Annotated in this window: 25 protein-coding genes; 11 read left to right on the forward strand and 14 right to left on the reverse strand. The window is 69.1% G+C overall.

All coding sequences use genetic code 11. The annotated features are described in order from the left end of the window. Positions 1-70: 70 nt before the first annotated feature. Both ACRYCC_RS34640 and ACRYCC_RS34645 read right to left on the reverse strand, forming a co-directional pair. Positions 71-916, reverse strand: a complete 846-nt coding sequence (locus ACRYCC_RS34640) for a hypothetical protein (RefSeq protein WP_433818109.1) — start codon at positions 914-916, stop codon at positions 71-73. 315 nt (positions 917-1,231) lie between these two features. Continuing rightward, positions 1,232-1,714, reverse strand: a complete 483-nt coding sequence (locus tag ACRYCC_RS34645) for a YfbM family protein (protein ID WP_433818110.1) — start codon at positions 1,712-1,714, stop codon at positions 1,232-1,234. Positions 1,715-1,798: 84 nt separating this feature from the next. Between ACRYCC_RS34645 and ACRYCC_RS34650 the strand changes: the two genes are divergently transcribed. Further along, complete coding sequence (locus ACRYCC_RS34650; RefSeq protein ID WP_433818112.1) at positions 1,799-2,899, forward strand: hypothetical protein; 1,101 nt, start codon at positions 1,799-1,801, stop codon at positions 2,897-2,899. A gap of 213 nt (positions 2,900-3,112) precedes the next feature. Continuing rightward, complete coding sequence (locus ACRYCC_RS34655; RefSeq protein WP_433818113.1) at positions 3,113-4,189, forward strand: RNA polymerase subunit sigma-70; 1,077 nt, start codon at positions 3,113-3,115, stop codon at positions 4,187-4,189. A 257-nt stretch (positions 4,190-4,446) separates the two neighbouring features. On the opposite strand, the gene ACRYCC_RS34660 is transcribed toward ACRYCC_RS34655, so the two are convergent. Continuing rightward, the gene (locus tag ACRYCC_RS34660; RefSeq protein ID WP_433818445.1) at positions 4,447-5,010 is read right to left on the reverse strand and encodes a dihydrofolate reductase family protein; all 564 of its coding nucleotides are present in this window, start codon (positions 5,008-5,010) and stop codon (positions 4,447-4,449) included. A gap of 169 nt (positions 5,011-5,179) precedes the next feature. Here ACRYCC_RS34660 and ACRYCC_RS34665 point away from each other — a divergent pair, with 169 nt between their 5' ends. Beyond that, on the forward strand, positions 5,180-5,353 hold the full coding sequence (locus ACRYCC_RS34665) for a tetratricopeptide repeat protein (protein ID WP_433818447.1): 174 nt from the start codon (positions 5,180-5,182) through the stop codon (positions 5,351-5,353). An 84-nt stretch (positions 5,354-5,437) separates the two neighbouring features. Here the strand turns inward: ACRYCC_RS34665 and ACRYCC_RS34670 are convergent, their stop codons facing one another. Continuing rightward, positions 5,438-6,175 carry a TetR/AcrR family transcriptional regulator gene (locus tag ACRYCC_RS34670; RefSeq protein ID WP_433818114.1) on the reverse strand — a complete coding sequence of 246 codons (738 nt, stop codon included), beginning with the start codon at positions 6,173-6,175 and terminating at the stop codon, positions 5,438-5,440. 88 nt (positions 6,176-6,263) lie between these two features. Here ACRYCC_RS34670 and ACRYCC_RS34675 point away from each other — a divergent pair, with 88 nt between their 5' ends. Continuing rightward, complete coding sequence (locus ACRYCC_RS34675) at positions 6,264-7,127, forward strand: NmrA family NAD(P)-binding protein (protein ID WP_433818116.1); 864 nt, start codon at positions 6,264-6,266, stop codon at positions 7,125-7,127. Positions 7,128-7,177: 50 nt separating this feature from the next. On the opposite strand, the gene ACRYCC_RS34680 is transcribed toward ACRYCC_RS34675, so the two are convergent. From ACRYCC_RS34680 to ACRYCC_RS34695, 4 genes are all read right to left on the reverse strand, one after another. Next, positions 7,178-7,402, reverse strand: a complete 225-nt coding sequence (locus tag ACRYCC_RS34680; RefSeq protein ID WP_433818117.1) for a PucR-like N-terminal domain-containing protein — start codon at positions 7,400-7,402, stop codon at positions 7,178-7,180. A 416-nt stretch (positions 7,403-7,818) separates the two neighbouring features. Further along, the gene (locus ACRYCC_RS34685; protein ID WP_433818119.1) at positions 7,819-9,330 is read right to left on the reverse strand and encodes an FAD-dependent monooxygenase; all 1,512 of its coding nucleotides are present in this window, start codon (positions 9,328-9,330) and stop codon (positions 7,819-7,821) included. 66 nt (positions 9,331-9,396) lie between these two features. Then, entirely contained in the window at positions 9,397-10,329 is a 933-nt protein-coding gene (locus ACRYCC_RS34690; protein WP_433818120.1) for a dihydrodipicolinate synthase family protein, read from the reverse strand. Positions 10,330-10,356: 27 nt separating this feature from the next. After that, the gene (locus ACRYCC_RS34695; protein WP_433818121.1) at positions 10,357-11,142 is read right to left on the reverse strand and encodes an SDR family oxidoreductase; all 786 of its coding nucleotides are present in this window, start codon (positions 11,140-11,142) and stop codon (positions 10,357-10,359) included. A gap of 252 nt (positions 11,143-11,394) precedes the next feature. Here ACRYCC_RS34695 and ACRYCC_RS34700 point away from each other — a divergent pair, with 252 nt between their 5' ends. After that, positions 11,395-12,477, forward strand: coding sequence for a zinc-dependent alcohol dehydrogenase (locus ACRYCC_RS34700; protein ID WP_433818122.1), 1,083 nt, complete (start codon positions 11,395-11,397; stop codon positions 12,475-12,477). Beyond that, positions 12,474-13,667, forward strand: coding sequence for a DUF3500 domain-containing protein (locus ACRYCC_RS34705; protein ID WP_433818123.1), 1,194 nt, complete (start codon positions 12,474-12,476; stop codon positions 13,665-13,667). The genes ACRYCC_RS34700 and ACRYCC_RS34705 overlap by 4 nt, the downstream gene beginning before the upstream one ends. Positions 13,668-13,702: 35 nt before the next feature. Here the strand turns inward: ACRYCC_RS34705 and ACRYCC_RS34710 are convergent, their stop codons facing one another. The 5 genes from ACRYCC_RS34710 to ACRYCC_RS34730 form a co-directional block, all read right to left on the reverse strand. Beyond that, positions 13,703-14,608: a LysR family transcriptional regulator gene (locus ACRYCC_RS34710; RefSeq protein ID WP_433818124.1), complete on the reverse strand. Its 906-nt coding sequence runs from the start codon at positions 14,606-14,608 to the stop codon at positions 13,703-13,705. Positions 14,609-14,618: 10 nt separating this feature from the next. After that, positions 14,619-15,236, reverse strand: coding sequence for a hypothetical protein (locus ACRYCC_RS34715; protein ID WP_433818125.1), 618 nt, complete (start codon positions 15,234-15,236; stop codon positions 14,619-14,621). A gap of 274 nt (positions 15,237-15,510) precedes the next feature. Further along, complete coding sequence (locus tag ACRYCC_RS34720) at positions 15,511-17,010, reverse strand: FAD-dependent monooxygenase (protein WP_433818126.1); 1,500 nt, start codon at positions 17,008-17,010, stop codon at positions 15,511-15,513. A 74-nt stretch (positions 17,011-17,084) separates the two neighbouring features. Beyond that, complete coding sequence (locus ACRYCC_RS34725; protein WP_433818127.1) at positions 17,085-17,909, reverse strand: amidohydrolase family protein; 825 nt, start codon at positions 17,907-17,909, stop codon at positions 17,085-17,087. A 17-nt stretch (positions 17,910-17,926) separates the two neighbouring features. Beyond that, on the reverse strand, positions 17,927-19,084 hold the full coding sequence (locus ACRYCC_RS34730; protein ID WP_433818128.1) for an alpha/beta hydrolase: 1,158 nt from the start codon (positions 19,082-19,084) through the stop codon (positions 17,927-17,929). Between the two features lie 207 nt (positions 19,085-19,291). Here ACRYCC_RS34730 and ACRYCC_RS34735 point away from each other — a divergent pair, with 207 nt between their 5' ends. The 3 genes from ACRYCC_RS34735 to ACRYCC_RS34745 all read left to right on the forward strand — a co-directional run bounded on the left by ACRYCC_RS34735 (position 19,292) and on the right by ACRYCC_RS34745 (position 22,200). After that, entirely contained in the window at positions 19,292-20,014 is a 723-nt protein-coding gene (locus ACRYCC_RS34735; protein WP_433818130.1) for a TetR/AcrR family transcriptional regulator, read from the forward strand. Between the two features lie 338 nt (positions 20,015-20,352). Further along, on the forward strand, positions 20,353-21,033 hold the full coding sequence (locus tag ACRYCC_RS34740; protein ID WP_433818131.1) for a site-specific integrase: 681 nt from the start codon (positions 20,353-20,355) through the stop codon (positions 21,031-21,033). Positions 21,034-21,288: 255 nt separating this feature from the next. Beyond that, positions 21,289-22,200 (forward strand): serine protein kinase RIO, encoded by a 912-nt coding sequence (locus ACRYCC_RS34745; protein ID WP_433818132.1) that lies wholly within the window; start codon positions 21,289-21,291, stop codon positions 22,198-22,200. A gap of 584 nt (positions 22,201-22,784) precedes the next feature. Here the strand turns inward: ACRYCC_RS34745 and ACRYCC_RS34750 are convergent. Further along, positions 22,785-23,012 carry an LppU/SCO3897 family protein gene (locus tag ACRYCC_RS34750; protein WP_433818133.1) on the reverse strand — a complete coding sequence of 76 codons (228 nt, stop codon included), beginning with the start codon at positions 23,010-23,012 and terminating at the stop codon, positions 22,785-22,787. Positions 23,013-23,860: 848 nt separating this feature from the next. Here ACRYCC_RS34750 and ACRYCC_RS34755 point away from each other — a divergent pair. Continuing rightward, positions 23,861-24,565, forward strand: a complete 705-nt coding sequence (locus ACRYCC_RS34755; RefSeq protein ID WP_433818134.1) for a hypothetical protein — start codon at positions 23,861-23,863, stop codon at positions 24,563-24,565. A 97-nt stretch (positions 24,566-24,662) separates the two neighbouring features. Then, the gene (locus tag ACRYCC_RS34760; protein ID WP_433818135.1) at positions 24,663-25,475 is read left to right on the forward strand and encodes an SDR family NAD(P)-dependent oxidoreductase; all 813 of its coding nucleotides are present in this window, start codon (positions 24,663-24,665) and stop codon (positions 25,473-25,475) included. Positions 25,476-25,515 lie beyond the last annotated feature (40 nt).

Consider the following 25,515-nt stretch of genomic DNA (forward strand, 5'->3'; position numbering starts at 1 on the left):
ACTGTCATCGGCGTGTGCTGTCCTGGCCGCATCCGCGCTGCTCACCGCGTGGCTGCGGGCACTGGTCGGGTCACTGGTCGAGACTGTTGCGGTAGCGCGTCCACATGCGCCGGATCCACTCGCCGGCTTCGGGGTGCGGTTCGGTGTCGATCCGGAAGGTCGGGGCCGACTCCACGAGGTGCAGCAGCGTCCAGGCCAGGCCGTAACAGTCGTCGACGCCGAAGCAGCCGACCAGCAGGCGTGCCTCCTCGTCGCTGACCGGCGAGGTGATCCGGCCGAGCCGTCGCTCCCGTTCCTCGATGTCCTCCTGGCTGATCACGTCCTCGGCGGGGAAGGGCCCGAGCTCGAACAGATCACGCACTGTCGGCCGGATCGCCGGCTCCATGGCGGTCCGGCCTGGCCGGCCCACGCTCGTCCAGTCGGTGGGAGCGGCCGCGACAAGGTCACCGGCCTCGTAGCGTTCGAGCCGGTGCAGGATCTCGGCGAGGTCGTACACCGGGAAGCACACCTGCATCAGCCGCAGACCGAACTCCGACTCGCGGGTCTCCTCCCGCATGGCGACGTCGTACGGCTTGACCGAGACGGCCCAGGCGTCCGGTGCGGCCCAATGCGTCATCCGCACGTAGAACGCGTCGCGGGGGCCCGCCTTCGCGATCGCGGTCAGGAAGGCCAGCCCGCTGTCAACCGGAAAGTCGACGAACGCCCAGCCTCTGCGCGACTCGACGTAAACGGCCATGTGCGGCAGAAGGTCCACCCAGCCCGCGTTGCTCTCACCGGCGTCCTGGCAACTCGTCAAGGTCGTGAACCCGTTGCGCCACAGCGCCTCCACCACCGGCGCGAGCTGCTCGTCGATCTCGGCGCACATACCGCCGACACGAACCGTCCGGACCGGATGAATGTTGTCCGTCTTAGCCACCCGGCGAGGGTACTCGGCAAGGAGCCACCAACCCTCAATCGAGCCGCCGACGCAGACCCGGCCAAAGACGGGTCAGCGGCGCAGCGCCGTACTCGGCGTACTCACTTCGGCACGAGTGCGCGTCGCTGATGCGGCCACGATCACCACCGGAAGATCACCAACCAGTCGTCGCTCTGATCGCGGCATGAAGCACGTTCACGAGCCGATCGTCATAAAGTCGTCCGAAGGGTGCAGACCGGGCTGCCGACCTCCTGACGGGGCATCATGCCCGATCTGGGGCAGGATGGCGGGTGCTTGAGTGCCCTTGATCCTGGTTCAGGTGGCAGTGAAGATCACTGGGCGTTCCGCAGTGGCGGCTCGATCGTAGAACGCCCGAACATCGACGAAGTTGTCCCAGGTGTACTCGAAATCCCCGTTATCGTGCGCGCCGTTGTAGCCAGGGCCATCGATAGCCTCAAACCGGTGGCGTAGCCACGTCCGGTCTACACCCCGCAGGGCGTCGGCCACATCCCGCACCTCCGCGGCGCTTGCGTACACGACGTAGTAGTCATCGTGCAGGTGCCGCCCACCGAGCACCGCGTGCGACAAGGGATACACACCACCGTCTGGGTCGCGCGTGCCATCGGTCAAGCAGCGGTGGATGACGTCCCAGGCCTTGTCAGTGTCGACCTTCAACGCGTCGTCGTCCCAGGACTCCTCGATTTCTTCGAGGAGTTCGGCCACCGCGTCGCTGTCGCCGTCTGCCGCTAGCAGCGAGCGCTCCTGCTCCGATGTGATGGCGAAGTGCACCCCCAACATGCCGGCAATCGTACGGGTGCAGTGGGAGTTTCAAGGAAGATCTCGAGCGGCCGGTCCGGTAGGGCGACCCGTAAGATTCCGGACGTGTCCGATCTTGCAGCACGGTTCACCCAGCTCGCTTCCGAGTACGACTCCCGAAAGAGAGCGGCGACCGCACTCGTCGAGCGCTGGGATTGGTACACCTGGCCGGGCCTTGATCTTCCTCCATTGCGCTTCGAACGGGACCTGCTCAAGGCTGGCCGCCGACTGGAGGCCCGACCGCCGGTCGATCGGGATGTACTGCGCATCGGGTTCGACGCCGAGGGCCGCGCGGTGGTGACCGAGGAGTACAGCGGCTTTCTGCACGGTCGTCTGTACTACGAGACGTTCGTCCGCCACGACGGCGACGTGGTCGAGGCGGCGCACTTCGATACCGACGGGCCCATATACCTGCACGAGTACCGCTTCGTGGACGGGTTGATGCGCTCGGCCGACATGGCCGCACGGCGCGGTTCGGGGCGGGAGGCGTACGCATATACCGAGGGGAGGATCAGCCGCATCGAGATCGAACACGACGGCCGGGCGCATTCGGTGCTGACGGCCGAGCACGACGACCGCGGCCTGGTCCGTGTCGTCGAGGTCACGGGCAGCCGGTCCGAGGTGCGCTATGAGCGGCCGCCGGCCGGATTCGATCTCGACGCGGCGTGCCGCACCCTCCAGGACGCATTGCTCACGCTGATCCCGGACGCCGTGGCGCGCCTGGTGGTAGACGGCCCCGCCGCCTGTGTCGCACTGAGCTACCACCGATCGAAGGACGCGCTGTCCTTCGAGGTCCACGCGGCCACGCAGGACGAGCGCGCCGCCCTGGCGGCGATCGACGCCCAGGCCGCATGGTCGCCAGAGGACTTCGATGCCGGCACCCACCTCGACATCGACGACGCGGCATTGCTGCGGCTGGTAGGACAGGAGCTCGCCCTGCTCGACGCCGGCGACGTCGATGCCGCCGCCGGATCCGAGGTCTGCCGGCGACTGTCGTGCGCGGTGGCGGGTCGGCTCAACCTCCGCGACTGGTCAGAGACACTGCCGGTCGCCGACGACTTCGTGGTGTACGCGGTGGACCTTGAGCTGGTCGACCTGGAACGAAACCTCGCCGATTGCCTGCCGCCGGACCGGCTCGCCCGGCTACGCGAGCGCGGCCTACTGTGATGGCTGCCGCCGAGGGCCCGATCTTTCCCCAGTACTATGGGGGACCCCCACCTCGACATCGAGGGTGTGCCTGACCCGAACACCTCCCCTGGATCAACCCCGACCCATCCGGCCTGACGAACGGCCCGATGTCAGCGGCTTCACCGATCAGAAATCCTCCGCCACGTCGTCAGTTCTGGTAGCCCCTCGCCACCCGCGGAAGGATTGACGACCATGACCGACGCCAGACTGCTAGGCGCCGACAAGGCCGCGTTCATTGCGGCGGCCCGCTCAAATGACACAGCACAGTTCGCGCTCATCACGGAGCGCTACCGGCGTGAGCTGCAGGTGCACTGCTACCGGATGCTCGCGAACTACGAGGACGCCCAGGACATGACGCAGGAGACGTTCCTGCGGGCGTGGTACAAGCGGGAGTCGTTCAAGGGCCATGCTGCGCTGCGGACCTGGCTGTACCGGATCGCGACGAACGCCTGCCTCGACTTCCTGGAGAAGCGCAACGACCGCACACCCGTGCCTGCCGAGCTGCCGGACCCCGGCTCCGAGGTGCTGTACCTGCAGCCCTACCCGGACCGGATGCTCCCGGAGGACCCGCAGGAATCGGTGGTGGCGCGGGAGACGATCGAGCTGGCGTTCATCGTCGCCGTCCAGCACCTGCCGCCGCGGCAGCGGGCGGTGTTCATCCTGCGCGACGTCCTCGGCTGGCCGGCGTCGAAGGCCGCCGACGCCCTCGAGCTGACCGTCGCATCGGTGACCAGCGCACTACAGCGGGCGCGCGTGACGATGCGCGAGCAGCTGCCCGACCGCCGCCTCGACTGGCGGAGCCCCGCCACCCACGAGCTGTCGAATGACGAGCGCGGCGTGGTGAAGTTGTACATCGACGCCCATGAGCGCAACGACCTCGACGGGCTGATGTCCCTGCTGCGCGACGACCTGCGCTTCGCGATGCTGCCCGAGCCGGGAACCTCGGTCATCACGGCCAAGGACGCGGTGGACGGCTGGGTCTCCGGTGGGCTCTTCCAGCGCGGCCACGACGACTGGCGCTGTATCACCACGACGGTCAACCACATGCCTGCCGCCGTGCTGTACCTCCGCACCCCCGACGACCCGGAGTACCGGCTATTTACCATCGCCGTCCTGCACATCGTCGACGGGAAGATCGCCGAGCTCACCGGATTCGACGCCTCCGACAAACCATGGCTGGGCCTGCCCCCGACACTGTCATCAGACAAAAGCCCCATCGTCGACGAGTCCAGCGCACGGGCCGGCGTCACCGAAGTCACCGCGGAATGAGCACCCCGACCAGCTGAACACCAACGCGGCAACGCGAACACCACCGCCCCGCCGGCGTTGCCGGCGGGGCATCTTCATGCCCGAAGAACATCGTCACGATCAACGACGTCGTCGCCCTCATCTCCAGCAAGTCGGTCGACAGCTCACTCGGAACGCGAGGAAGGGCCCGGGAAAGGTTCCCTCATAGCCGAGGGTCACGGTGAGCACGCCAGGAAGGACTTCGACCTGGCCTCACGAGCCGAGCATCTGGCCCGTGCTCATCGCCTCGTCTCGTATCGGGACAGCACTATGCCGCCGGGAAACGTCCGCGTCTCCACCAGGTTCAGGTTCACCCAGCTGTCCAGGGCCGTAAAGAACGGCGTGCCGCCGCCTACCAGGACCGGGTGGGTGACCAGCACGTACTCGTCGATCAGCCCGGCCCGCATAGCCGCCGCGGCAAGTGTGGCGCCGATGATGTCCATGGGGCCGCCGTCCCCGGCCTTGAGCCGGGTGATCTCGGCGACCGCGTCGCCGGTGACCAGACGGGTGTTCCAGTCGACCGTGCTGGTCGTCGAGGAGAACACCACCTTCGGCATGTCCCGCCAGCGGCGGGCGAACTCGATCTCCGCCGGCGTGGCGCCAGGCTGCTGATCGGCGGTCGGCCAGTGGGAGCTCATCGTCTCCCACAGTTTGCGCCCGTACAGCGCCAGGCCGGTCGCCCCCACCCGGTCGGACCACCACTGGAACAGTTCGTCGCTCGGTACGCTCCAGCCGAGGTCGTCGCCGGGCGCGGCGATGTAGCCGTCCAGGCTCAGGTTCATGCCGAAGATCAGTTTCCGCATCGTGCCAGCCTTCCGTGAGTCGATCTCACACGTACAGACGGGCACGGCGCGGAAACCTAATCGGTGCGCGATCTGCGTCCGCAGGTAGTCCTCGCGTTCCGGACTCAGCACGGCGTACTCGGCGTGCTCGAGCACCACCGACCGCAGCCGCGACCACCTCGCCAACGCACTGAGAGGTCGGGGCAGATACGAAGAGGCCGAGCAGGAGAGCCGCACCGTTCTGCAGACCCGCATCCGTATCCTCGGCCCCGACCACCCCGACACGGTCGCCAGCCGCACTCACCACGCAGAGGCTCAACAGGCGCTCGCCCAGTCCGAAACGAGGCGGCAATCCGACAGGTAAGTGAGTACAGCCCGTGGTTCGAGTTCTCCCCAGTACGGAGCCGCTCGCGGATGTGGTCGACCTTGGATGCAGCTGATCGCGGTCTCAGCCGAGGCCGGGGACACCGGGGGTGGTTGGGCTGTCGTCGGTTCGATCGAGCCATTCGGTCAGCAGGGCGCGCTCGGCGTCGGTGAGGATCGTCAACTTCGGCGCGACGGCCCGGAACGCGACAGCCGCCTCAGCCACGCTGTCCGCGGGAAGCGTCGGCACGTCGGTGAGGATCGATCGCATCACCGCCTCGTACATCGCATCCGCAAGGTTGGGATCGCGGTGCTGCGGCGGGGTGGAGAGCAAGGTGAGCACGGCACCGGTACCGGCGGCGTGGATGAGTTCGACGGCGCGCCGTTCGGGGACGCGAAGCCGGCCGATCGCGGCGACGCGGTGCACCCGGGCGCGCAGAACCTCCAGGCCGGCGGCCGCCGCCGGTGAACGAGCCCCGCGGCTGGGGTCGGTGAGGAGACCGAAGAGCGCTGCGTTGGCAAGACCGAAGCCGATATGCACGTCCCACCCCGCCCGAAGATCTGCAACCGGGTCGCCACTGTCCTCGGCGAGGGTCTTCCCGGCGACGTAGGTGGCGAAGACGTGTTCGGCAACGGCGTCGAGCAGTGCGTCCTTGTCCTCGAAGAACCGATAGATGGTCGGCGCCTGCATGCCGGCCGCCTGCGCGACCGCACGGGTGGTGACCGCGCTCGCGCCCTGCTCACGCAGGAGTTGCGCCGCGCACTCCACGATGCTCGCGCGCGTCTTGAGCCTACTGGCGCTATCCGGCCGGGCCTCTGCCACGTTTCCAATGATAACGCACACTTGCTATCTTGGTTGCTAACGCTGTTAGCATGCCTATCGTTCCAATGTTAGCGCGAGAGGACTGAACGTGATCATCATTACCGGCGGTACCGGCCAGCTCGGCTCCCAGATCGTTGATCGGCTGCTCGATCGAATCCCGGCGGACCGGGTCGGCGTGAGCGTCCGCGACACCGACCGCGCCGGCGACCTGGCCGCACGCGGGGTGCGCGTGCGGCGCGGCGACTTCACCGACCCGGGCTCCCTCGCCGATGCGTTCGAGGGCGCAAGGCAGGTGCTCATCGTCTCGACGGACCAGACGGGCGAAGCAGCGGTTGCCCAGCACGTCGCGGCGATCGACGCCGCTCGCGATGCCGGGGCCAAACGCATCCTCTACACCAGCCACCAGGGCGCCGCCGAGGATTCGGTCTTCGCGCCGATGCCCGACCACGCCGCCACCGAGCGCTACCTGTCCAAGACGGGCACACCGTTCACGGCGCTGCGGAACGGGTTCTACGCCAGCACCGTCCGGCACCTGCTCGGCCGGGCGCTCGAGACCGGCGAACTCGTCGCACCGGCCGATGGGCCCGTGTCCTGGACGGCGCACGCCGACCTCGCCGAAGCGGCAGCGATCACCCTCGCCGACGAGGGCCGGTTCGATGGGCCGACCCCGCCGCTGACCGCACCGGAGGCGCTCGACCTCGCAGACATCGCCGCCATCGTCACCGACCTCACCGGACGCACCATCCGCCGCGTCGTCGCCGACGACGCCGAGTGGACGGCCACAATGATCGGACACGGCGTACCCGCAGATCAGGCAACCATGCTGCTCGGCATGTTCCATGCAGCACGCCGAGAGGAGTTCTCCACCACCGGACGAGAGCTCGAAAACCTCCTCCAGCGCAAAGCCACACCCGTCCGCTCGATCCTGGCGGAATTCGTCACCCAGCCGTGAACTCACCCCCTTCCCGATGCGACCGCCCAATAGGGGCGGCCACACCGCACTCATTCGGCAAGAGCGTGCATTCGTTCCGTAAGATCGAGAAAGCGGTAGTTGGCTCCCTCGACCAGCGAGTAGAGGACTTCCCGGTAGCGGGAGTCGTTGGACCTGCGGTATTCGGGCACCTGCCGCTCTATCTCCTGCACCGCTTCCAGCGAGACCTCGGGGATGTGCTCGCGGAGAACGCCGACCAGACCTTCCACGACGCCGGGATCCAGTTCAAAGCGCACACGGGTCTCCTTATCCGCTGCCTTGTTGCTGAGGACCTGGTGCTGAGGAAGATCCGTCACGCCGCCTGTCTCGTGCGGCGGCAGTGACTCGGCGGGGCGGTGCGTCGCGAGTTTCCCGGCCCGACCGGCGCCGATGCGGGGAGAAAGGGCCGCGTGTTCGGCGCGGGTGAGTGGCCTGGTCTCTGGGGGCCTAGTGCTGGCCTGCCTCCTGGTCCGCGTCGCTTGCGCCCGCAGTGGCGGGGGCGCTCGGATGGTGGGGTCGACGTCTGGGACGAGGAAGCGGGATGAGGTGGTTGCGGAGGTTGCGCAACGCCACTGCGATCGTCCGGTGCAGGCGGGCGATGGGGTTGGCGGATGGTCCACAGACGTCCGCGCGGCAGCGCAGAGGTGGTCGGGGTGGTGGGGATGCTCGTCTACTACGGCGGGGTCATGAGCGCGATCGCCTGGGTGAGGGACGTCAGATCGAGGTGGCCCGAGGGCGGGCGGGTTGCGATGTGGCCGACGTAGCCGTCGGGCCGGATCAGGATCAGCGTGTCGGAGGTGATGCCGTAGGCATCCAGGCCAAGCCGCTCGGCCGATCGCGGGTTGCCGGGGTGGGCCTGATGCCGGTGCAGGGCTGCACCGCGTGATGGCCATGCGACCTGCTGAGACGCGGTGGCCGCTTCTCGCCCGAAGGCCAGCAGCGTGAAGTGCGGGCCGCGTGTCAGGTCGAAGATGCGGCCGTCCAGGGCCGTTCCGTCAGGAGCTCGATCACCTGCTCGGAGGGTCAGGGTCGTCGCGGAGCCTGCGGACAATGGCCCGTCGGCGTAGGTCAGGGCGAGCTGTCGCTCCTCGTCGCCGCGCTTGAACGCTGTCGGCCGGACGCGCTTGGCGCCGTTGTACAGCTCAGAGGATCGTCCCAGGACGCGGGCGGCGATCGGGCGGCGCTCGCCCTCGTAGGTGTCCAGAAGCGCACCCGGCGCTCCGGCGAGGACCTGGGCGAGTTTCCATCCCAGGTTGTAGCCGTCCTGGATGCCGGTGTTCAGGCCTTGTGCTCCGGCGGGGGTGTGCACGTGCGCGGCGTCCCCGGCGAGCAGGACTCTGCCGCGCCGGTATCCCTCAACAAGCCGGACGTTAGGTCGGAATACCGACGCCCATCGCACCGACCGCAGCCGGACCCGCTTGCCGACGATCTTCGCGAACAGGTTCTGCAACGCGGGTTCGGCCAGGTCGATCGGATCACGCCGCCTGACCTTGATCATGATCTGGAAGTCGTCGCCGTCCGGCAACGGGCAGGCGGTGGCGACCCGGCCGTTGAGCCGGGGGAAGACGTGCCACCGGTCGCGGGACAGGTGGTCGATCTGTCCGTCCACGATGATCAGCCGATCGGTGTCGTTCGTGGAGCCCTCGAAGGCCAGGCCGGCGGAATTGCGGACGATGCTGCCGCCTCCGTCGGTGCCGACGAGATACCGGGCTCGTAGCCGCGCGCCGTCGGCCAGGATCGCCGACGCCGATTCTGCGTCCTGGACGATCCCGGTGACTTCGGTACCGAAGTCGATCCTCACTCCGGCGTCCTCGACCGCCCGCCGCAGGATCGCGGTCGTGGCGTACTGCGGAAGCATCAGGGCGTTCGGGTACGGGACTGCCGGTCCGGGTTCCGCCGTTGTGACCGGCCGCCAGGTCGCGGTCCACGGCCCGAGGTGCAGGCCGATCGGTGGATAGGCGCCGCCCGCCGCCTGAGCGGCGGCCAGGACGCCCAGGTCGTCGAAGACCTCCAGGGTCCGGGGCTGGACCCCTTTGGCACGCGATCCGGGGAAGGTCCCGTCGTCGCGTTCCAGCAGCCGTACCGGGACGCCGCGGCGGGCCAGGTCGAGGGTGAGCGTCAGCCCTGACGGGCCGGCGCCCACCACCAATACCTCGGCGGCGCCGTCTCCGCGTGCTGCGCCCATGGTCTACTCCCTCGCTGGCGGTTATAGAGGAATCCGGGCCGACGGACGGCTCCGGACCGGGCGCGATCAGAGGGCGGCGCGGGGGTCGCGCTTGGCGAGCCGGTCGAGGAGGAGATCGACCTCGGCGCGTTCGGTGCCGGTCAGCGATCGTCCGGGCGTGCGCTGGGCGGGGCCGGTCAGGAGGCCGCGGCGGTGCATCACGTACTTGCGTACGGCGAGGCCGACGCCGGCCTGCTGCTGCTCGTAGCGGATGAGCGGCAGATGGGCGTCGAACAGGTCGTGGGCCTCATCGGTGCGACCCTCGGCGGTGAGAGCGACGACGTCGACGAGGAGCTCGGGGTAGCAGTAGCCGGTCATGGCGCCGTCGGCGCCACGCTGCATCTCGAAGTCCAGGAACAGGCCGCCGTTCCCGCACATGATCGACAGGCGTGGCATGTCACCGGCCTCGTGCGCGGCACGCAGCGCGCTGATCTTCTCCAGGCCGGGCCAGTCCTCGTGCTTGAGCATGACGACCGTCGGGACCGTCGCCGCGATGCGGCGCAGGACCGGCACCGACATGACGACGGAGAAGGTGAGGGGGTAGTCCTGGACGACGATCGGCACGTCGGGGCCGAGCCCTTCGCCGACCTGGCTGTAGTAGCCGATGATCTGGTCGTCGGTGCGCAGGGTGTGGGGCGGGCTGACCATGACCCCGGACGCGCCCAGCGCCATGACGTCACCGGTCAGCGCCTGCATCGACCCCAGTCCCGGCGCCGACACCCCGACCACGATCGGCAGGCGGGTCCGTGCGAGGACCGTCTCAACGATCGTGATGGATTCGGCGTGGGTGAGTTTGGGGGCCTCACCCATCTGCCCGAGCAGGGTGAGGCCGTCGACGCCGACCTGCTCGTAGAAGTCGACGAGGCGCCGCAGGGAGTCCAGGTCGAGCGCGCCGTCGGGGTGGAACGGCGTGGGCGCGATCGCGTACACACCGCGGGTGGTTCGGGCGATGGGCTTCATGGCCGTCCTTCTGCGTCCGTCTGCAGGTCAGATGCTGGGGATCAGTCCTCCGTCGACGCGGATCACCGACCCCGTCACGTAGGAAGCGGGCGCTCCGGCGAGGAAGGCGACCACGGCGGCGTATTCGGTGGGCTCGCCGTAGCGGCGCAGCGGGATGGCAGCGGCGCTGGCCTCAGCGACCTCTTGCCTGCTGCGGCCTTCGCTTTCGGCCTTGCCGACGTCCAGGGCGTGGACGCGGGCGGTGGCGATCCGGCCGGGCACGACGACGTTGCAGGTGATCCCGGCGTCGCCGACTTCGTTCGCGAGGGTCTTGGACCAGGCGAGCAGCCCGGCGCGCAGCGTGTTGGACAGGGCCAGCGCGGGGATCGGCGTCACGACGCCGGAGCTCGCGCTGGTGACCACCCGGCCCCAGCCGCGGTCGCGCATCCCCGGAACGATCCGGTCGGTGGTGGCGATGACCGACAGCAGCATGGACTGGAAGTGGCCGACCCACACCTCAGAAGGGGTGCCGAGAGCGAGGGCGCGGGGCGGCCCGCCGGTGTTGTTCACCAGGATGTCGACCGGCCCCAGCTCGTTCTCGATCTGGGTGACGGCCGGCTCGACCCGGTCGAGGTCGGCAAGGTCCCAGCCCAGCGCCAGGGCGGTTCCACCGGCTTTGCGGATCCGGTCGGCGGTGGCCTGGGCTGCTTCTTCCCGCAGGTCCGCGACCGCGATCAGGGCGCCTTCGGCGGCCAGCCGCTCCGCGATCGCACCGCCCAGCCCGCCGCCCGCGCCGTGCACGAGCGCGACCCGCCCGCCGATCTGTAGATCCATCGCTGACCTCCTCGGGGCCGTCCCAGCGACGGCCGATATGTCGTCGGCCTCTCACTGAACCTGCCGAAGCCGCCCGAGCGCCAAGACCAATTGCCCGCCCTCCCCATAGGCGCTGCCTATCCGAGAGGTCGGATAGGCGGCGCCTATGGAGGGAGGTGGCGAAGCGTCTTGGACAGCTCGACGGCATCCTCGCCACCCTCAAGAGGTCACGTTGGATAAGAGCGGGAACTGGTGATGACGGTGATTCCGGACATGATGAGGGCCGCTGCGCTGGCTGAGCCCGGACGGCTGCGCGTCGTCGAGCTACCGGTCCCGGCGCCGGCCCCTGAGGAGGTGCTGGTGCGGGTGCATCGGGCGTCGCTATGCGGCACCGATCTGAAGATCCGCAGCCACGCGTTCTTCACCTGCGGGCCGCCGCAGGAGGATTTCGTGCCGGGCCACGAGTACGCCGGCGTCGTGGCAGCGGTCGGGGCGTCGGTGACGGAGTTCGCGGTCGGGGACCGGGTGGTCACCGAAGCGCACCGCGGCTGCATGCGCTGCGCGAACTGCCTGCGCGGCGGCTACACCGACTGCCTCAACTTCGGGAACCGCGGCAAGGGCCACCGGGTCCAGGGGATGACGGTCAACGGTGGGTTCGCCGACTACGCCCTGAACCACGTCTCGACCCTTCACCGGCTGCCCGATGCGGTCGGCTTCGACGATGCCGTCGTGCTGACGACGGTCGGCACCGTCATGCACGCCCTGGACGTCCTGGGCAGCCTGCTGGTCGGCGCGAAGATCGCCATCGTGGGGCCGGGCCCGATCGGGCTGCTGGCCGTCCAGGTCGCCCGGCAGGTCGGAGCGGAGTTCATCGCCCTGTCCGGAACACGGGAGTCCCGGCTCGCGCTCGGCAAGGCGTTCGGCGCCGACCTCGTGGTGAACGTCCACCACGACGACCTGACAACACGGGTACGGGAGGCGACCGGTGGGCTCGGCGTCGACGCCGTCCTGGAATGCTCGGGAGCGCCGACTGCCGTGGACGAGGCGCTGCGGATCGTCCAGCGTGGCGGCGCGATCGTGCTCGCCGGGTTCTTCGCCCAGCCGGTGACCGCCGACCTCAACCACGCCGTCATGAACGGCATCACCCTGCACACCGTGCGCGGCGAAGGAGCCGGCTCCGTCGCCCGCGCCGTCTCCCTGGCCGGGCAGGGCCGCCTGACCACCAGCCCGCTGATCACCCACCACTTCCCGCTGGAGAAGGTGACCGAGGCGTTCGACACCTACGCCGAACGGCGCGGCGAGGCCATCAAGGTGATGCTCGACATCGCCGGACCCGGCCCGACGGGCCCACAGTGACCGGCGTCGGAACGGGAAGCGAGGATCCCGGCAGCGTCGAACCGGGAGACGTCCTCGCGGCGGAACACGCCGCCGTCGCCGCGATGGCGGACATCGCCGGCCAGCTGGTGGACTCCCTGCCGGCGGCGGCGGTCGCCCGCGCGGTGATGGTCCCGTTCGGTGACCCCGCCGTCCAGGCCGAAAGGGTCCGCTGGTTCTACACCCCCACCGACCACGGCGGCCTTCCGATCGGCGTACTGCCGCCGCGCTGCCAGGGTCTGGTCATGCGACTGCTGGCCAGCGGACTGACCCCCGCCGCCTACGCCACCGCCTGCACCGTCATCGGCCTGGAGAACGTCCTGGACCAGCTGGAGGGCTGGCGGGTCGACTGGGGGCGGGAACGCGGCCGTGATCCCGGCCTGTACTGGGTCCGGATCTTCGGTACGCCGGGTGACCCGTTGTGGGGGTGGCGGGTCGGCGGCCACCACCTGTCGGTGAACCTCCTCATCCACCGAGACCGGATCGCGGCCGCGACACCGTCATTCCTCGGCGCCGACCCCGCCACCTCACCGCTGCTCTCCGGAACGCTCCGTCCCTTAGGCGGCACCGAAGACCTCGCCCGCACCCTCATGACCTCCCTCCCCGCACCGCAACGCGCCACGGCGCTGCTGCATCCCCGCGCGGTCTCCGACATCGTCTCGGGCAACCGGCCCCGCATTCAGGGCGGCGAACAAATGATCCACATGCAAGATCTGTTCCGCGGACCGCTCCCGCCACCGCGCCTGTCGGCGCTCGTCGACCACATCGACGAAATCGCCGAGCAGGGCTCCGGCTACACCGCCGCCGACCACCAGACCATGGCCCTCCCGGTCGAGCCGTCCGGGGCCAGCGCCCGCGACCTGACCGCCGACCAGCGACGCTTGCTGCGCGACCTGATCGCGGCCTACACCGACCGGTCCCCGGCACCGATCGCCGCCGCCTACCGCCGCCACTACCTCGACGACGATCAACTCGACCAGGTTCATTTCGGGTGGGCCGGCAGCAGCACGCCGGGCGAGCCCCACTACTACCGGCTCACCGGGCCGCGGCTGCTAGTCGAATACGACAACACCCAGCGCGGCGCCAACCACGCCCACTCGGTGTGGCGCGACCCCGACGGCGACTTCGGGCTCGATCTGATCGCCTCCCACCGGACCTCCCTGCCGCACTGACCGGCCGGCCCAGCAGACCAACCGGCCCAGCCGACCTAGCAGGTCACGGCTCCGGACGGCAGGCCCATGCTGCTCGTCAACGGCAGGTTGGCCGCTTTCAGCTCCTCGATGAACCGTTCGGTCAGCTGTGTGGTCGAGCCGCGCGCGAACGCCACCAGTTCCCGGAACAGCGGCGGGTTCAGGGCGCGCACGTGCGGGTTCCAGCCGGGCGGCACGGCGTTGGCGGGGACCAGCGCCAGCCCAACGCCCTCGACGGCCAGGTTCAGCGACGCCGCCACCTGCGCCACCCTGGCGACCGTGCGCGGCGTGAAGCCGAGGGAGCGGGCGGCCCAATCCAGGACCTCCGACATCCCCTGCTCCGGTTCGAAGTGGATCCAGTTCGCTGCTGCGAGCTCGCTCGCCTGGGCGGAGGCGCCAGAGCGGTAGGGGCCGCGGCCGGCGACGACCATGCTCTCGAACCCGAGCGAGACGACGGTTCCGTCCCAGTGGATCGGTCGCGGGCCGATCGCCAGGTCGCCGTGTCCCGTGCGGGCCGCGATCTCAAGGTCGCGGCGGTGGGAGTAGTCGTGCAGCCGGAGCACGGTGGCGGGGTAGGCCTGGTGCCAGCGGGCGATGCCGGCGGGCAGGACGCCGGAGGCCACCGACCGGACGGTGAGGATGCGCAGCTCCCCGACCAGGCCGTTGACGACGTCGGCCACGGCCTGGCGGGCGGCGGCGACCTCGGCGAGCGCGGCGGCGGCACGCGGCAGGAACGCCCGACCGGCGGCGGTGAGCACGACGCCGTGCCGTCCCCGTTCCAGGAGCGTCGCGCCGACCTCCCGTTCCAGCGCCCGGATCTGCTGCGACAGCGACGGCTGGGCGACCAGGAGCCGGTCGGCGGCGGCGCTGAACGAGCCGTGCTCACAGATCGCGATGAAGTACTCCAGCTGACGCAGACGCATCCGGGGCCCACTACGTTCGCGGGACGGGGACGTCAATGTTGCGGCCGTCCTGGTCGAAACGGCGCTGCCAGATCTTGAGCCGCAGGTCGTCTCCGGAGATCCGGGCGCCCGCGTTCAGCGTCGCCGTCACCCTGATCAGGTAGGACCCGCCAGCGGGAAGGTACCGGTCGCCCCGGTCGACGATGAGCCGTCCCGACGGACCCAGGCGGGCGATGACCTCGCTGGAGGTCTTCGGAGTGCAGTAGGGCTTCTCGACCACGCCGCGGGTGGCGCAGGCCGTCCGGTCGGCGTCGGGGAGCTTGGTCGACGGCAGGAACAGATCCCCTGGATAGGGCGGCCCGAGGAACGCGGGTTTGGTGCCGGTGTTGGTCAGCACGTAGTCGACGGACGCGGAGATCTGGCCCGACGGCGATGCGGTGGCCGACGCGCTCGCCATCGCGATGCGGTAGGTGAAGCCGTCGGAGCTGGTCAGGGAGACCGGTGATCCGGTGACCGGCATCGGCTGCGCGGGGAGGTCGTCGCTGGCCGCCGCGCTGGTGGAGCGGTTTTTGGCGAGGACGTTCTTGGCGATGAGGCTCGTTGCCAGGGTGAGTGCACCGATGGTCAGGGCGGCCGCCGCGATGAGCACGCGGCCCCGCCCTCTTGCAGGGACCTTGCGGTGTGTGCCCGAGGTCCGGGCTGAACCGGGTGGGGCGTTCATGGAACCCTCCTTACGGGGTGGGGGGCGGTTCGTGAGACGAAGCCGTCAGCGACCCTGCTTGAGCCGCCGCGGCAGTATGCGACCGTGCCGAACTCTTCTCGGCGAAGACGCTGGTACAGGCAGGATGTCCACGACGGCCGCCCTCACCGGGGGCGGTTCGACGGTGACGGCGCACGGACGGGCCCGGAGGCCTTCGTGCGGGTTAGGCGGGTGCGGCGAGGGCCAGGAACTGTTTGATCCCGGTGGTGGTGCCGTCCCGGTCGATGGCGGCGATGTAGCCGTCGGGCCGAACCAGCACCAGCGTCGGGCCGGTGATGCCGTAGATCTTTTTGAAGCCGGGGCCGGGGTCGGGAACCGCAAGCGTCTCCAGGGACTCGGCGCTCGACGGCCACAGCTCCACCGCGTCCGCCCCGGCGCCGCTTCCGGAGACGGTGATCAAGGTGAAGTGGGGTCCTCGGAACACCTCGTGGAGTCGTCCGGGCCGGCCCTCGGCGTCGATGTAGTGGGCGTCGGGGGCGCGGTCGCCCGCGCGCAGCCCGGTCTCGGGCTCGTCGGCCGCGGCGGCGAGAGGTCCACCGGCGTAGCTGAGGGTGAGCTGGCGTTCCTCGTCGCCGCGCGTGGTTCCGGCGAGCGGCCGGTTGCTCATGGCGGCGTAGATCTCGCTCGACAGGCCCAGAACGCGGGCGGCGACGGGCTGCCGTTCGTCCTGGTAGGTGTCCAGGAGGCTGTCGGGGGCTCCGGCGAGGACGTGGGCGAGTTTCCAGCCGAGGTTGTAGGCGTCCTGGATACCGGTGTTCATGCCCTGGCCGCCGGTGGGCGGGTGCACGTGGGCGGCGTCGCCGATGAGCAGGATACGGCCGAGCCGGTACTTCTCGGCGAGCCGGATGTTGGGCCGCCAGACCGACGACCAGTGGATCTGGTGGATCTTCACCTTGGCCTTGCCGATGAAGTCCTTGACCAGCTTCTCCACGGCGGTCTGATCCAGGTCGGCCTTCTCCTCGGGGCGGAGTTTCAGCATCAGCTGGAACGTGCCGCCCGGCAGCGGGCACAGGGCCATGAACCGGCCCGCGTGCCGCGGCCAGATGTGCCACCGGTCGCGGCTGAGCCCGTCCAGGGTGACGTCGGCGACGATCATCCGGTCGTTCTCATCCGTCGTGCCGGGGAAGTCGATCCCGCTGCCGGTCCGCACCGTGCTGGCGCCGCCGTCCGCGCCGACCATGTACCGGGCCCGGATCTCCTCGACCCGGCCGCCGGGGTGCTCCACCGTCGCGACCACGCCGTCCGGGCCGTCGGTGAAGGCGGTGAGACGGGTATTGAACTCGACGTCGCCGCCGAGTGCGGCCAGGCGGCGGCGGAGCGCCGCGTCGGTTTCGTACTGGGCCACCAGCAGCGTGTTGGGGTGCGGGATGTCCTCGGTGACGTCATGCGTTTTGATCATTGTCTTGGGGACGGTGAGGGGCCCGACGTGCAGGCCCAGCTTCGGGTAGAGGGTGCTGTGCCGCTCGATCTCGGCGAGCACTCCGAGATCGTCGAGGACCTCCAGGGTCCGCGGCTGCACCGCCTTGGCCCGCGACCCCTCGAACCCGCCGGCCGCGGCGCTGATCACGCGGTAGTTCACCCCGCGCCGCTGGAGGTCGCAGGCCAGGGTCAGGCCGGCGGGCCCTGCGCCCACAACCAGGACGTCGATGCCGGTGTTCTTCATCTTCTCTCCTCCGATCCACTCCTAATTTCGACTACATCGTATCCGAAACTAGCCAGGCCTGCGGAAACGGGCGATCACGGCCACTTGATCCAGGCGCGGACGCCGCGGCCCATGACGAGTTCGAGGTCGCCGCCGGTGAGCCAGGGCAGTTCCTCGGTGAAGCTGGTGACGCACTGCCGCCAGGTGCACCTCATCCGGGTGACGTCGGTGCCCCAGAACATCCGCTCGGACCCGAAGGCCTCGAAGGTTCGGCGGAGCAGGTCGTGGGTGCTGGCGAAGGGGTAGGGGTCGGTCGCCATGCTCGGCACCCCGGTCGCCTTGACAGCGATGTTTGGGTGCTTGCCCAGGTCCAGGAGGGCGTCGAAGTGGTCGCCGGCTTCGGGGAGGGTGAAGAACGGCAGGACCGCGAGGTGGTCGATGAGCAGCCGCATCCGTGGGTAGCGGACCGCGATCCCGCCGAGCAGCGGCAGGTGCTCGGGGAAGACCATCAGGGCGACCGGCATCTCGCGTTCGTCGGCGGACTGCCACAGCCAGTCCAGCCCGCCCGTGGTCAGCGCCGCGATGAGGTCGGGTGAGGCGAGCACGAACCGCAGGCCGAGCATCCCCGGCCTGGCCAGCAGCGCCTCCACCGCCGCCGGGTCGGGGGCGGTGGTGAGCGGGAACCAGCCGAGGGTGGCGAACCGGCCGGGGTGGCGGGTCGCGGCCTCGACGGCGTAGTCGTTGGCGTCTGCGTCCCAGATGGCGGGGCAGTTGACGACCCGGTCGACGCCCGCCTCATCCATGCCGGCGAGGGCGTCCTCGATGAGGTAGGGCTGCTGCCGGTGGTGCGGCGGGGCGCCGTCGCCCTGCCACAGGTGGATCTGCGCGTCCACGATCTCCATGGTGTTCCCGGTCTTCATGGCGTTTGCTCCGTCCTTCAGTTCCGGCCGGCGACGAGGCGGGCGCGCATCCAGTCGGCGACGAGCAGGTCCCGGTCTTCGCGGTGGTTGTAGATGCAGTGGTCGCCGTCGGAGAACACGACCATCTCGCGGTCCTTGGTCGGCACGAGGTCGAGGACCATCTGCGCGAGGGGGTCGGAGACCAGCGGATCTCTGCCGCCGTGGACGACGAGCAGCGGGTAGCCGGCGTTGGGGCCGTCGGCGGTGGGGTCGACGGTGCTCCAGATCGCGGTGGTCTCCTCCGCGGTGTCGCGGTCGCAGAACGCCATCATCTTGGTGAAGAAGGTGCCGATCTCCGGCGGCACGAGTCCCGGTGTGGCGATGCCGCCGTTGTCGCAGCAGGCCGCGATCCGGGTGTCGGCAGCGGCCAGCGCCATCGCGAACGACCCACCCATGCTGTTGCCGATCATGCCGATGGGACGGCCCGGTGCCCGCGACTCGACCTCGTCGACGACGCCGCGGTAGCCCTCCAGCCAGCTCGGGGTCAGGTAGACGCGTTCGGCCATGCGGGACTCGCCCTGTCCGGGGGCGTCCAGCAGGTACGCGTCGATGCGGCGGGCCGCGAGGGCCTCGCCCATGGTCATGAAGTCCAGCGACCAGCCCTCGACGCCGCCGACCACGATCGCCGAGCCGATCGCGTCCGGACCGGCCGGGAGCAGCCAGCCCGATAGCGGGCCCTCGCCGGTCGAGACCGTGAACCGCTCGCGATCACCGGTGATCTCGGCGGCGCGCGTGTAGAGGTCGAGGGCTCCGGTGTAGATCTCTCGCCGCTCGGCCGTGTCGGCGAGCATCATCACCTGGCTCATCCGCAGCAGCGCCGACGCCCGCCGCAGATACGCGGCCCGCGTGAGCGCGCCGTGCGCACCGTCGGAGGTCTCCGCCCGGTTCAGGCAGACCCGCGCCAGGGCGGAGGCGGCGTCCCTCCACCCTTGCCCGTCCAGCACCCGCGCCCGGAGTTCGACGACATCGGAGTACTCGACGCCGTAGGCCAGCATTCGCTCGAAGGAGAACTGGCGCAACGCCGCCTGCGACTCCACGCTCAGGGCTCCCACGACCTCGTCGGCCTCCACGCGCCGCCCGAGGAAAGCACGCCTCTCCACCGCCACGTCCAGAGATGCATCACCAGGGTGGTTCATGCTGCCTCCCTTTCACCTGATCAAGGGCGTGCGCCGACGCCGGCGGCCTCGCCGTTCTCATGCGCGCTCTCCATCGAGTGATGATTTTGGCTACAACGTAGCCGAAACGAGGAGGGGGGTGCAATGCATCTCCGTCAGCCGGGGAGGGGCGGAGTTCGGCCGATGCCGCCACCAGCCGGACCACGAGGAAGGCGGGATACTGGCGACATGCACCCGAGCAGTGATTCCGCCTCCGCCTCGGGGCCAGGCGAGACCCGCAGGCCGACCAGGAGCCCCGGACGGCCCAAGATGCCGTTCGAGCGCATCGTCGACACGGCCCTGGAGATCGTGGACGCCGAAGGCGCGGACGCCCTCACCTTGCGCGCCCTGGCGCAGCGGCTCGGCTCCAGCACCGCCACCCTCTACCGCCACGTCGACAACCGCGCCGATCTGCTCGGCCACGTCGTGGAACGCGTCTTCGGCGAGATCAAGATCGACGCCGGGGCGCTGGAGGGAGCCGAGTGGCCGCACGCGTGCGAACTGCTCGCCACCGCCATGTTCGACGCCATCGCCCGCCACCCCCGCGCCGTACCACTCCTGATGGAGACCGTGCCGACCGGCCCGAACGCCATGGCCTACCGTGAACTCGGCCTCTCGATCCTGCTCGCCGGAGGCTTCTCCCCTGCCGCTGCCCGGACCCTCCTCGCCACCCTCGGCCGCTTCGTCATCGGCTTCGCCATCCAGCTGCGCGACGACCCTGACCATCAGCAGGCCGACGTGCGGGCGGGCGACACCCTGCATCGCGCCGACCCCACGCGCTACCCCTCCATCAGCCTGACGGCGGCCGCGGCCACCGTGCCCCTGGCCGAGGAATTCGCCCTGGGCCTAGACCTCCTCATCCGAGGAATGCGCAGCTTCGAGGCCGACCACCGGCATGGCGGGCCGTCCTGACGGCACGTTCACACGCGCGAGCCGCCGCCGACCTTTGCCGCATAACGACCACACCGCAGCCGATCTGACAATCGGTAGTCATATGCAATGCTTCCCGGTGGCACGAGAGCGGGCGACAGGGTGGAGGGCTGCGGCGACCTTCGCTCGCTTCCTGCGACCCGGCGCAGCCCGCGACCTCGTCGGCGGCCGGATCCCCACCACATGGACGACTGGCCCGCTCCTGGCCGAGGCCGCCTACCCCGACGTCCTGGTCGCCCGCGTTGGAGACCGCGCGGGAACGCCAGCGCAACGCCTTCCGGGCCAGGGCGACCCGGCGCCGGAGCATGTGGGTGAGGCCCTTGGACGCCTACGTCGGCGCTGAACGCCCCTCCAAGGTGATGGTCTGGACACCCGAGCACACCGGCGTCTTCCTCACCCACGCCCGGCGTCACCGGCTTTATGCCCAGTACCACCTCATCGCCTTCCGCGGCCTGCGACGAGGCGAATCCTGCGGGCTGCGCTGGCCCGACCTCGACCTCAAAGAAGGGACCATGACCATCCGCTGGCAGATCACCACCGCCACCGGCGGCACCGAACAAAGCCGACCCAAATCCGAGGCGGGCGACCGTCAGGTCATGCTCGACCAGCACACCATCGCCGAGCTCAAAGCCCACCGCACCCGCCAGAACAAAGAACGCCTCGCCGCCGGAGACACCTGGCAAGACACCGGCTTCGTCTTCACCACCCCCACCGGCCAACCACTCCACCCCGCCGAGGTATCCGACCAGTTCCTCCGCCTCGCCATGGACGCCGACCTGCCACCCATCCGCCTCCACGACCTCCGCCACGGAGCAGCAACGATCCTGCTCCACGCCGGGCACGACATGAAAGTCGTCCAGGAAACCCTCGGCCTGTCCTCCATCACCATCGCCGCCGACACCTACACCAGCGTCCTGCCCCAACTCGCCAGACAATCCGCCGAAGACGCCGCCGCCATCCTCATCAACGCCACCAACAAAACCCGAACCCCAACCCGATAACAGCAACCGCCGGTTCAGCGGCCAGTTCCGCGGTAGATCCCACAGGTCCGGAGCAGCGTGCGCCATTGCTAGTCGAAATATCCGCTTGCGTTTCTCGCGTTCGCTCTGACACGATCACTCAAGATCTTCGGAGGAGTTCCGGGATGAAGGGAGGACTGACCATGGCTGCCATCACGCTGGCCCATGCTTTCTTCCTCCCACCGCGCGTCTGAGGCAGGCCGGTGGGGCCATCCGATTACTGGAGCCATCCCACCGATGCCCAAGCAGTATCGTCGCAAGAATCGCCTTGACGAGGCCGATCTCTACTACGCCAACACCACCTACGAACCACCCTCGCCGGACTACTTCGATTTCGCAAAGCACGCCGGCGACGATTCCACCCTGGACGGCCCACCGGCAGGCGATCGCTGGTCCACGTGGGACCAGAGCACCCCGACCGAACGCGGACCAGAGCCGCACCCGTCCTGGTTGGTGACCGAGCTCGCCGCGGTCGACACCGAGCACGGCGTGCTCAAGACCGGGAAGGAAGCCGACGTCTATCTGATCACTCGCGGCGTCCCGGACACGGCCCGGTCCTGCCTACTCGCGGCCAAGCGCTACCGCTCTGGTGACCACCGACTGTTTCATCGCGACGCCGGCTACCTGGAGGGCCGCCGCGTGCGGGAGAGCCGGACCAACCGGGCGATGGCCGCCAGGACCGAGTTCGGCAAGAAGGCCATCGCCGCCCAGTGGGCCAACGCCGAGTTCAACACTCTGTGCCGGCTGTATCTCCTCGGGGCGCCCGTCCCCTACCCGGTGCAGATTCTGGGGACCGAGGTGCTGGAGGAATTCATCGGGGACGCCGAGGGCTATGGCGCGCCACGCCTGGCACAGGTCGGGGAGAACCTGCCGGACCTGTGGGATCAGCTGGTCGAGGCGATGGTGCTGCTCGCCAGGGATGGCCTGGCCCACGGCGACCTGTCCGCCTACAACATCCTGGTTCGCAACGGGCGGCTGGTGATCATCGACCTGCCACAGATCGTCGATGTGATCGCCAACCCCGACGGACCCGCCTTTCTCAACCGGGACGCCTACAACGTAGCCACCTGGTTCTCCAGTAAGGGCGTCACCGAGGCCGACGGTGACGAACTGGCAGCCCTGCTCCGCGCCGAAGCCCGGCTGACATGAAATGCGGCCTGGCTGGAGTGCGGTGAGGCCACCGCGCTCCAGCCCAAGTCCGCCACACCGTGTCCGTCCCATCGGGAACGGCCGCCAGCTGCTGTTCCTGACCGGCATGACCCGCCTGCACGCAGGCGGATACCGACTCGGGCCGCACGTCCCGTCCTCTCCAACCTAAGCACGATCACGACCAGCAGCAGAACCGCGCGGCCTCGCACCGACGTGCTGCCACGCCATAGCCGCGATCCGCCGCTCCGAACCGGCGATGGACCGCGCTAACCCGGCCGAGGATCCGTTCTGGCTTGGCACCTTCACCTCAGCTCGGTGATGCATGCGCTGCGCGACCTTGGCCAGTACGACGAGGCGGTCAAGCACGCCGAGGTCGTGCTCGACTTGCCGGCAGCGAATGTGCGGACCAAGGCACTCCACCAGACCTTGCTGGCAACTGTCCACTCCAGACGCGGCGATCTTGATGCCGCCTGCGATACCTCAAGCCAGGCGCCACCGCCTGACCACCTCAGTCACTCACTCAGAAGGAACTACTCCTTTCGAGGACTGCACCCACCCCGCTGCCCTCACCAAGGTGCGGACCGCTACCCTTTTCCCGGGCCTTTGGGGGCAAGACACAGGACGTAGCCGGAACCCGCCCGGCCCTTCCAGAAGAAGCGCGTCGTGGTGGGATAGGCTGCGCACGCTCGACTCCTGCTGCCGTCAAAGTCGTCGCTGTAGACGTTGTCCACCTTGCCGATCACCTGGAACGTGGCCTCGCGGTCGGAGCAGGACACTACCTTTATCAAACTCGCGTTCTCCGCGTCATTCACACAACTCCCGACCTTCGCAACGGCGCCCAGTGGCCGACATCCCCCTGCTCTTCCGTGCCCCTTCGAGAACGTGCGGACGGTGTACCGGGACCGGGATCACGCCCCGGGGCCGCGCCGTGGGGGCGCGCGGCGTTCCGGGTCCGCGAAGGGCATGAGCGGTTCGTCCGTCCGGCCGGTCGACGCAAAGGACGGGCGCGGCGCCCGCTCACGCCGCATCTGCGGCGCTACCTCCGGTCATTGCGGCAGCACATTCACCGATCACCCCGGGAGGTCGATCGGTTACCAATGGAGTGAACCATGCGGCCGCTGTCTGACATTTATTATAAAGAAGCACGACGATATTGTTATTTGATTATGAGATCACATGACTCAGCACTCAAGCATTGACCGCCAAATCATCACAACTTATCGTTGCCGTAGAACGCGTTCTGTTCGCAGGAAAACCCTCGCGTCAATGTGGACATGATGGCTCTCGCCTCACCAATCCACGATTCACCACATCTGCTACACCCTTCCCCAGATAGGTAGAGCGGTGCGTGGGACCATCGGCTACCACCCACCCCGTTGGGCAGCAGGCAGATGCCCGACTTCGAAAAGAGGGCCCCCTTGTACCCGCTCCCCCGGACTGGCCGCTTGACCCCCAAGATCTCCGGCTTCCTTCGCTCGTCCCCCGCCACCATTTCCGCCGTGTGGATTCATTCATGCAGGTGAGAGCCCATGCGGGCCGTCAATGGGAGATCACACGATCCTGCTTGCGCGGTCGCGACGCTCACCGGCAGACCGTGCAAGGACCGCGTGCGGGCCACCCGTGCGCGGAGACAGCAGAATCCCTTCGAGGAGGAACCCTCGTGAAGGCTCCCGCACGACTCGCCGCGCCGGCAGCCGCCGTGTGCGCCGCACTGGCGGTCACGGCCGGCCCCACGTCCGCCGCCACCACCACAATCCGCCAGGACACCGCGGCGGGCGCGCCCTATTCCGGGAACTGGCAGGTCTCCACCGTCGGCCCGCTCGCGTTCTCCAGCACGTTCCTCGGTGCCAACGTCACCGGGACATGTGACAGCGCACAGTTGCAAGGCGACGCGACCTCCGCCGGCGCCGGGGAAGTGACCGCCGCCTCGGTCGGCGCGTGCCGAATGTCCAACGGCTTCACTTCGCCCCCCACCGACCTCGACCTGAGCGGCGTGTCGGACAGGAGCGGCCAGATCACCTACAGTCCCGTCCAGGGTGGACGGGACGGCGTCATCGCCATCAACCCGGGCCTGCGGATCACTCTGACGGGCCAGATACTGGGCATCACCGTCACCTGCATCTACGGGTCCCGTACCGGAAGCGGCAACGGGCTCACCTTCGACGTCTACAACCGCGACAACCCCAACCGCCCGCTTCCCGACGACGACCTGCAGGCCAAGGCGACCACGATCTCGTTCGTCCGGCAGCCCGGCAGCAGCCTGCTCTGCCCGGGCAGCGCCACCGGAAGCGGTACCGCCATCGGCCGCGGCGAGAGCACCCCTGGATCCGGCGTCTTCGACCGCAAGCTGTACCTGACCTCGTAGCCGGACAGTGGTCGTGGCGACCAGAGAGGCGTGGTGATCGATCTCGTTTCGTAGTCAGCAGTGCCGAGGTAGCCGAGGGCTCGAAGCCGTCGTAGACGTGTGGCCTGAACGGCGCCACCAGGACCGCGGCGTGGCCGACCGTGTGGTCGCGGAGATCGAGCGCGACGGAGGGGTCGCGCTCGCGTCGCACGAGTCCGTGGCCGACCCGGAAGGCGGAGAGGCGATAGTGCGCGGCGCGGTCGAGCGGTTCGGCCGCCTGGACGCGGTGGTGAGCAACGCGGGCATCTTCCACACCTCGCCCTTCGACCGGTTGTCGCCGGACGAGTGGCGGCGCATGCTCAACGTGCATGTGGACGGGGGGTTCTACCTGAGCCAGCCGGCGTTCCGCGTGATGAAGGCGCAGGGTTACGGCCGGTTCGTGTTCATCTCCTCCTCTGCCGGAATCTTCGGCCAGGCCGAGGCCGCACACTACGCGGCGGCGAAGGCCGGCCTCCTCGGCCTGACGAACGTCATCGCCCTCGAAGGCGAACCTCATGGCGTCCTGGCCAACACCGTGCTGCCCACGGGCTTCTCGCGGATGGTCACCGCCACCGTCGGGGACCGGGAGCAGTTCCCCCAGGAGACGGCGTTCTACGACGCCATCCGGCCCGAGCTGGTCGTCCCCATCGTCGTCTACCTCGCCGGCAGGGCGTGCGACCGTACGCATCAGAACTACTCCGCGAGCGCCGGACGCTATGCCCGGGCCTTCGTCGGGCTGGGCGACGGCTGGTTCGCCGGGCCCGGCAGCACCCCGAGCGCCGACGACATCGAGGACCATCTCGCCGAGATATCGGGGACGGAGTCCTTCACCGTCCCAGGCTCGATCTACGACGAAGTGGCGGACGTCTGCGCGCTCCTGGGAATCGGCTGACGGTACGTCACCGGACCTCGGCGGGATCACCTCGACAGCG

Source organism: Actinomadura scrupuli (assembly GCF_050971785.1).
Classification (GTDB): Bacteria; Actinomycetota; Actinomycetes; order Streptosporangiales; family Streptosporangiaceae; genus Actinomadura_E; species Actinomadura_E scrupuli.

Bases quoted from the DNA above. Each gene is read 5' to 3' on its own strand.
- ACRYCC_RS34645 (WP_433818110.1), bottom strand. From the start codon at position 1,714: ATGTTGGGGGTGCACTTCGCCATCACATCGGAGCAGGAGCGCTCGCTG.
- ACRYCC_RS34655 (WP_433818113.1), top strand. From the start codon at position 3,113: ATGACCGACGCCAGACTGCTAGGCGCCGACAAGGCCGCGTTCATTGCG.
- ACRYCC_RS34660 (WP_433818445.1), bottom strand. From the start codon at position 5,010: ATGCGGAAACTGATCTTCGGCATGAACCTGAGCCTGGACGGCTACATC.
- ACRYCC_RS34685 (WP_433818119.1), bottom strand. From the start codon at position 9,330: ATGGGCGCAGCACGCGGAGACGGCGCCGCCGAGGTATTGGTGGTGGGC.
- ACRYCC_RS34690 (WP_433818120.1), bottom strand. From the start codon at position 10,329: ATGAAGCCCATCGCCCGAACCACCCGCGGTGTGTACGCGATCGCGCCC.
- ACRYCC_RS34695 (WP_433818121.1), bottom strand. From the start codon at position 11,142: ATGGATCTACAGATCGGCGGGCGGGTCGCGCTCGTGCACGGCGCGGGC.
- ACRYCC_RS34700 (WP_433818122.1), top strand. From the start codon at position 11,395: ATGATGAGGGCCGCTGCGCTGGCTGAGCCCGGACGGCTGCGCGTCGTC.
- ACRYCC_RS34710 (WP_433818124.1), bottom strand. From the start codon at position 14,608: ATGCGTCTGCGTCAGCTGGAGTACTTCATCGCGATCTGTGAGCACGGC.
- ACRYCC_RS34720 (WP_433818126.1), bottom strand. From the start codon at position 17,010: ATGAAGAACACCGGCATCGACGTCCTGGTTGTGGGCGCAGGGCCCGCC.
- ACRYCC_RS34725 (WP_433818127.1), bottom strand. From the start codon at position 17,909: ATGAAGACCGGGAACACCATGGAGATCGTGGACGCGCAGATCCACCTG.
- ACRYCC_RS34730 (WP_433818128.1), bottom strand. From the start codon at position 19,084: ATGAACCACCCTGGTGATGCATCTCTGGACGTGGCGGTGGAGAGGCGT.
- ACRYCC_RS34735 (WP_433818130.1), top strand. From the start codon at position 19,292: ATGCACCCGAGCAGTGATTCCGCCTCCGCCTCGGGGCCAGGCGAGACC.
- ACRYCC_RS34745 (WP_433818132.1), top strand. From the start codon at position 21,289: ATGCCCAAGCAGTATCGTCGCAAGAATCGCCTTGACGAGGCCGATCTC.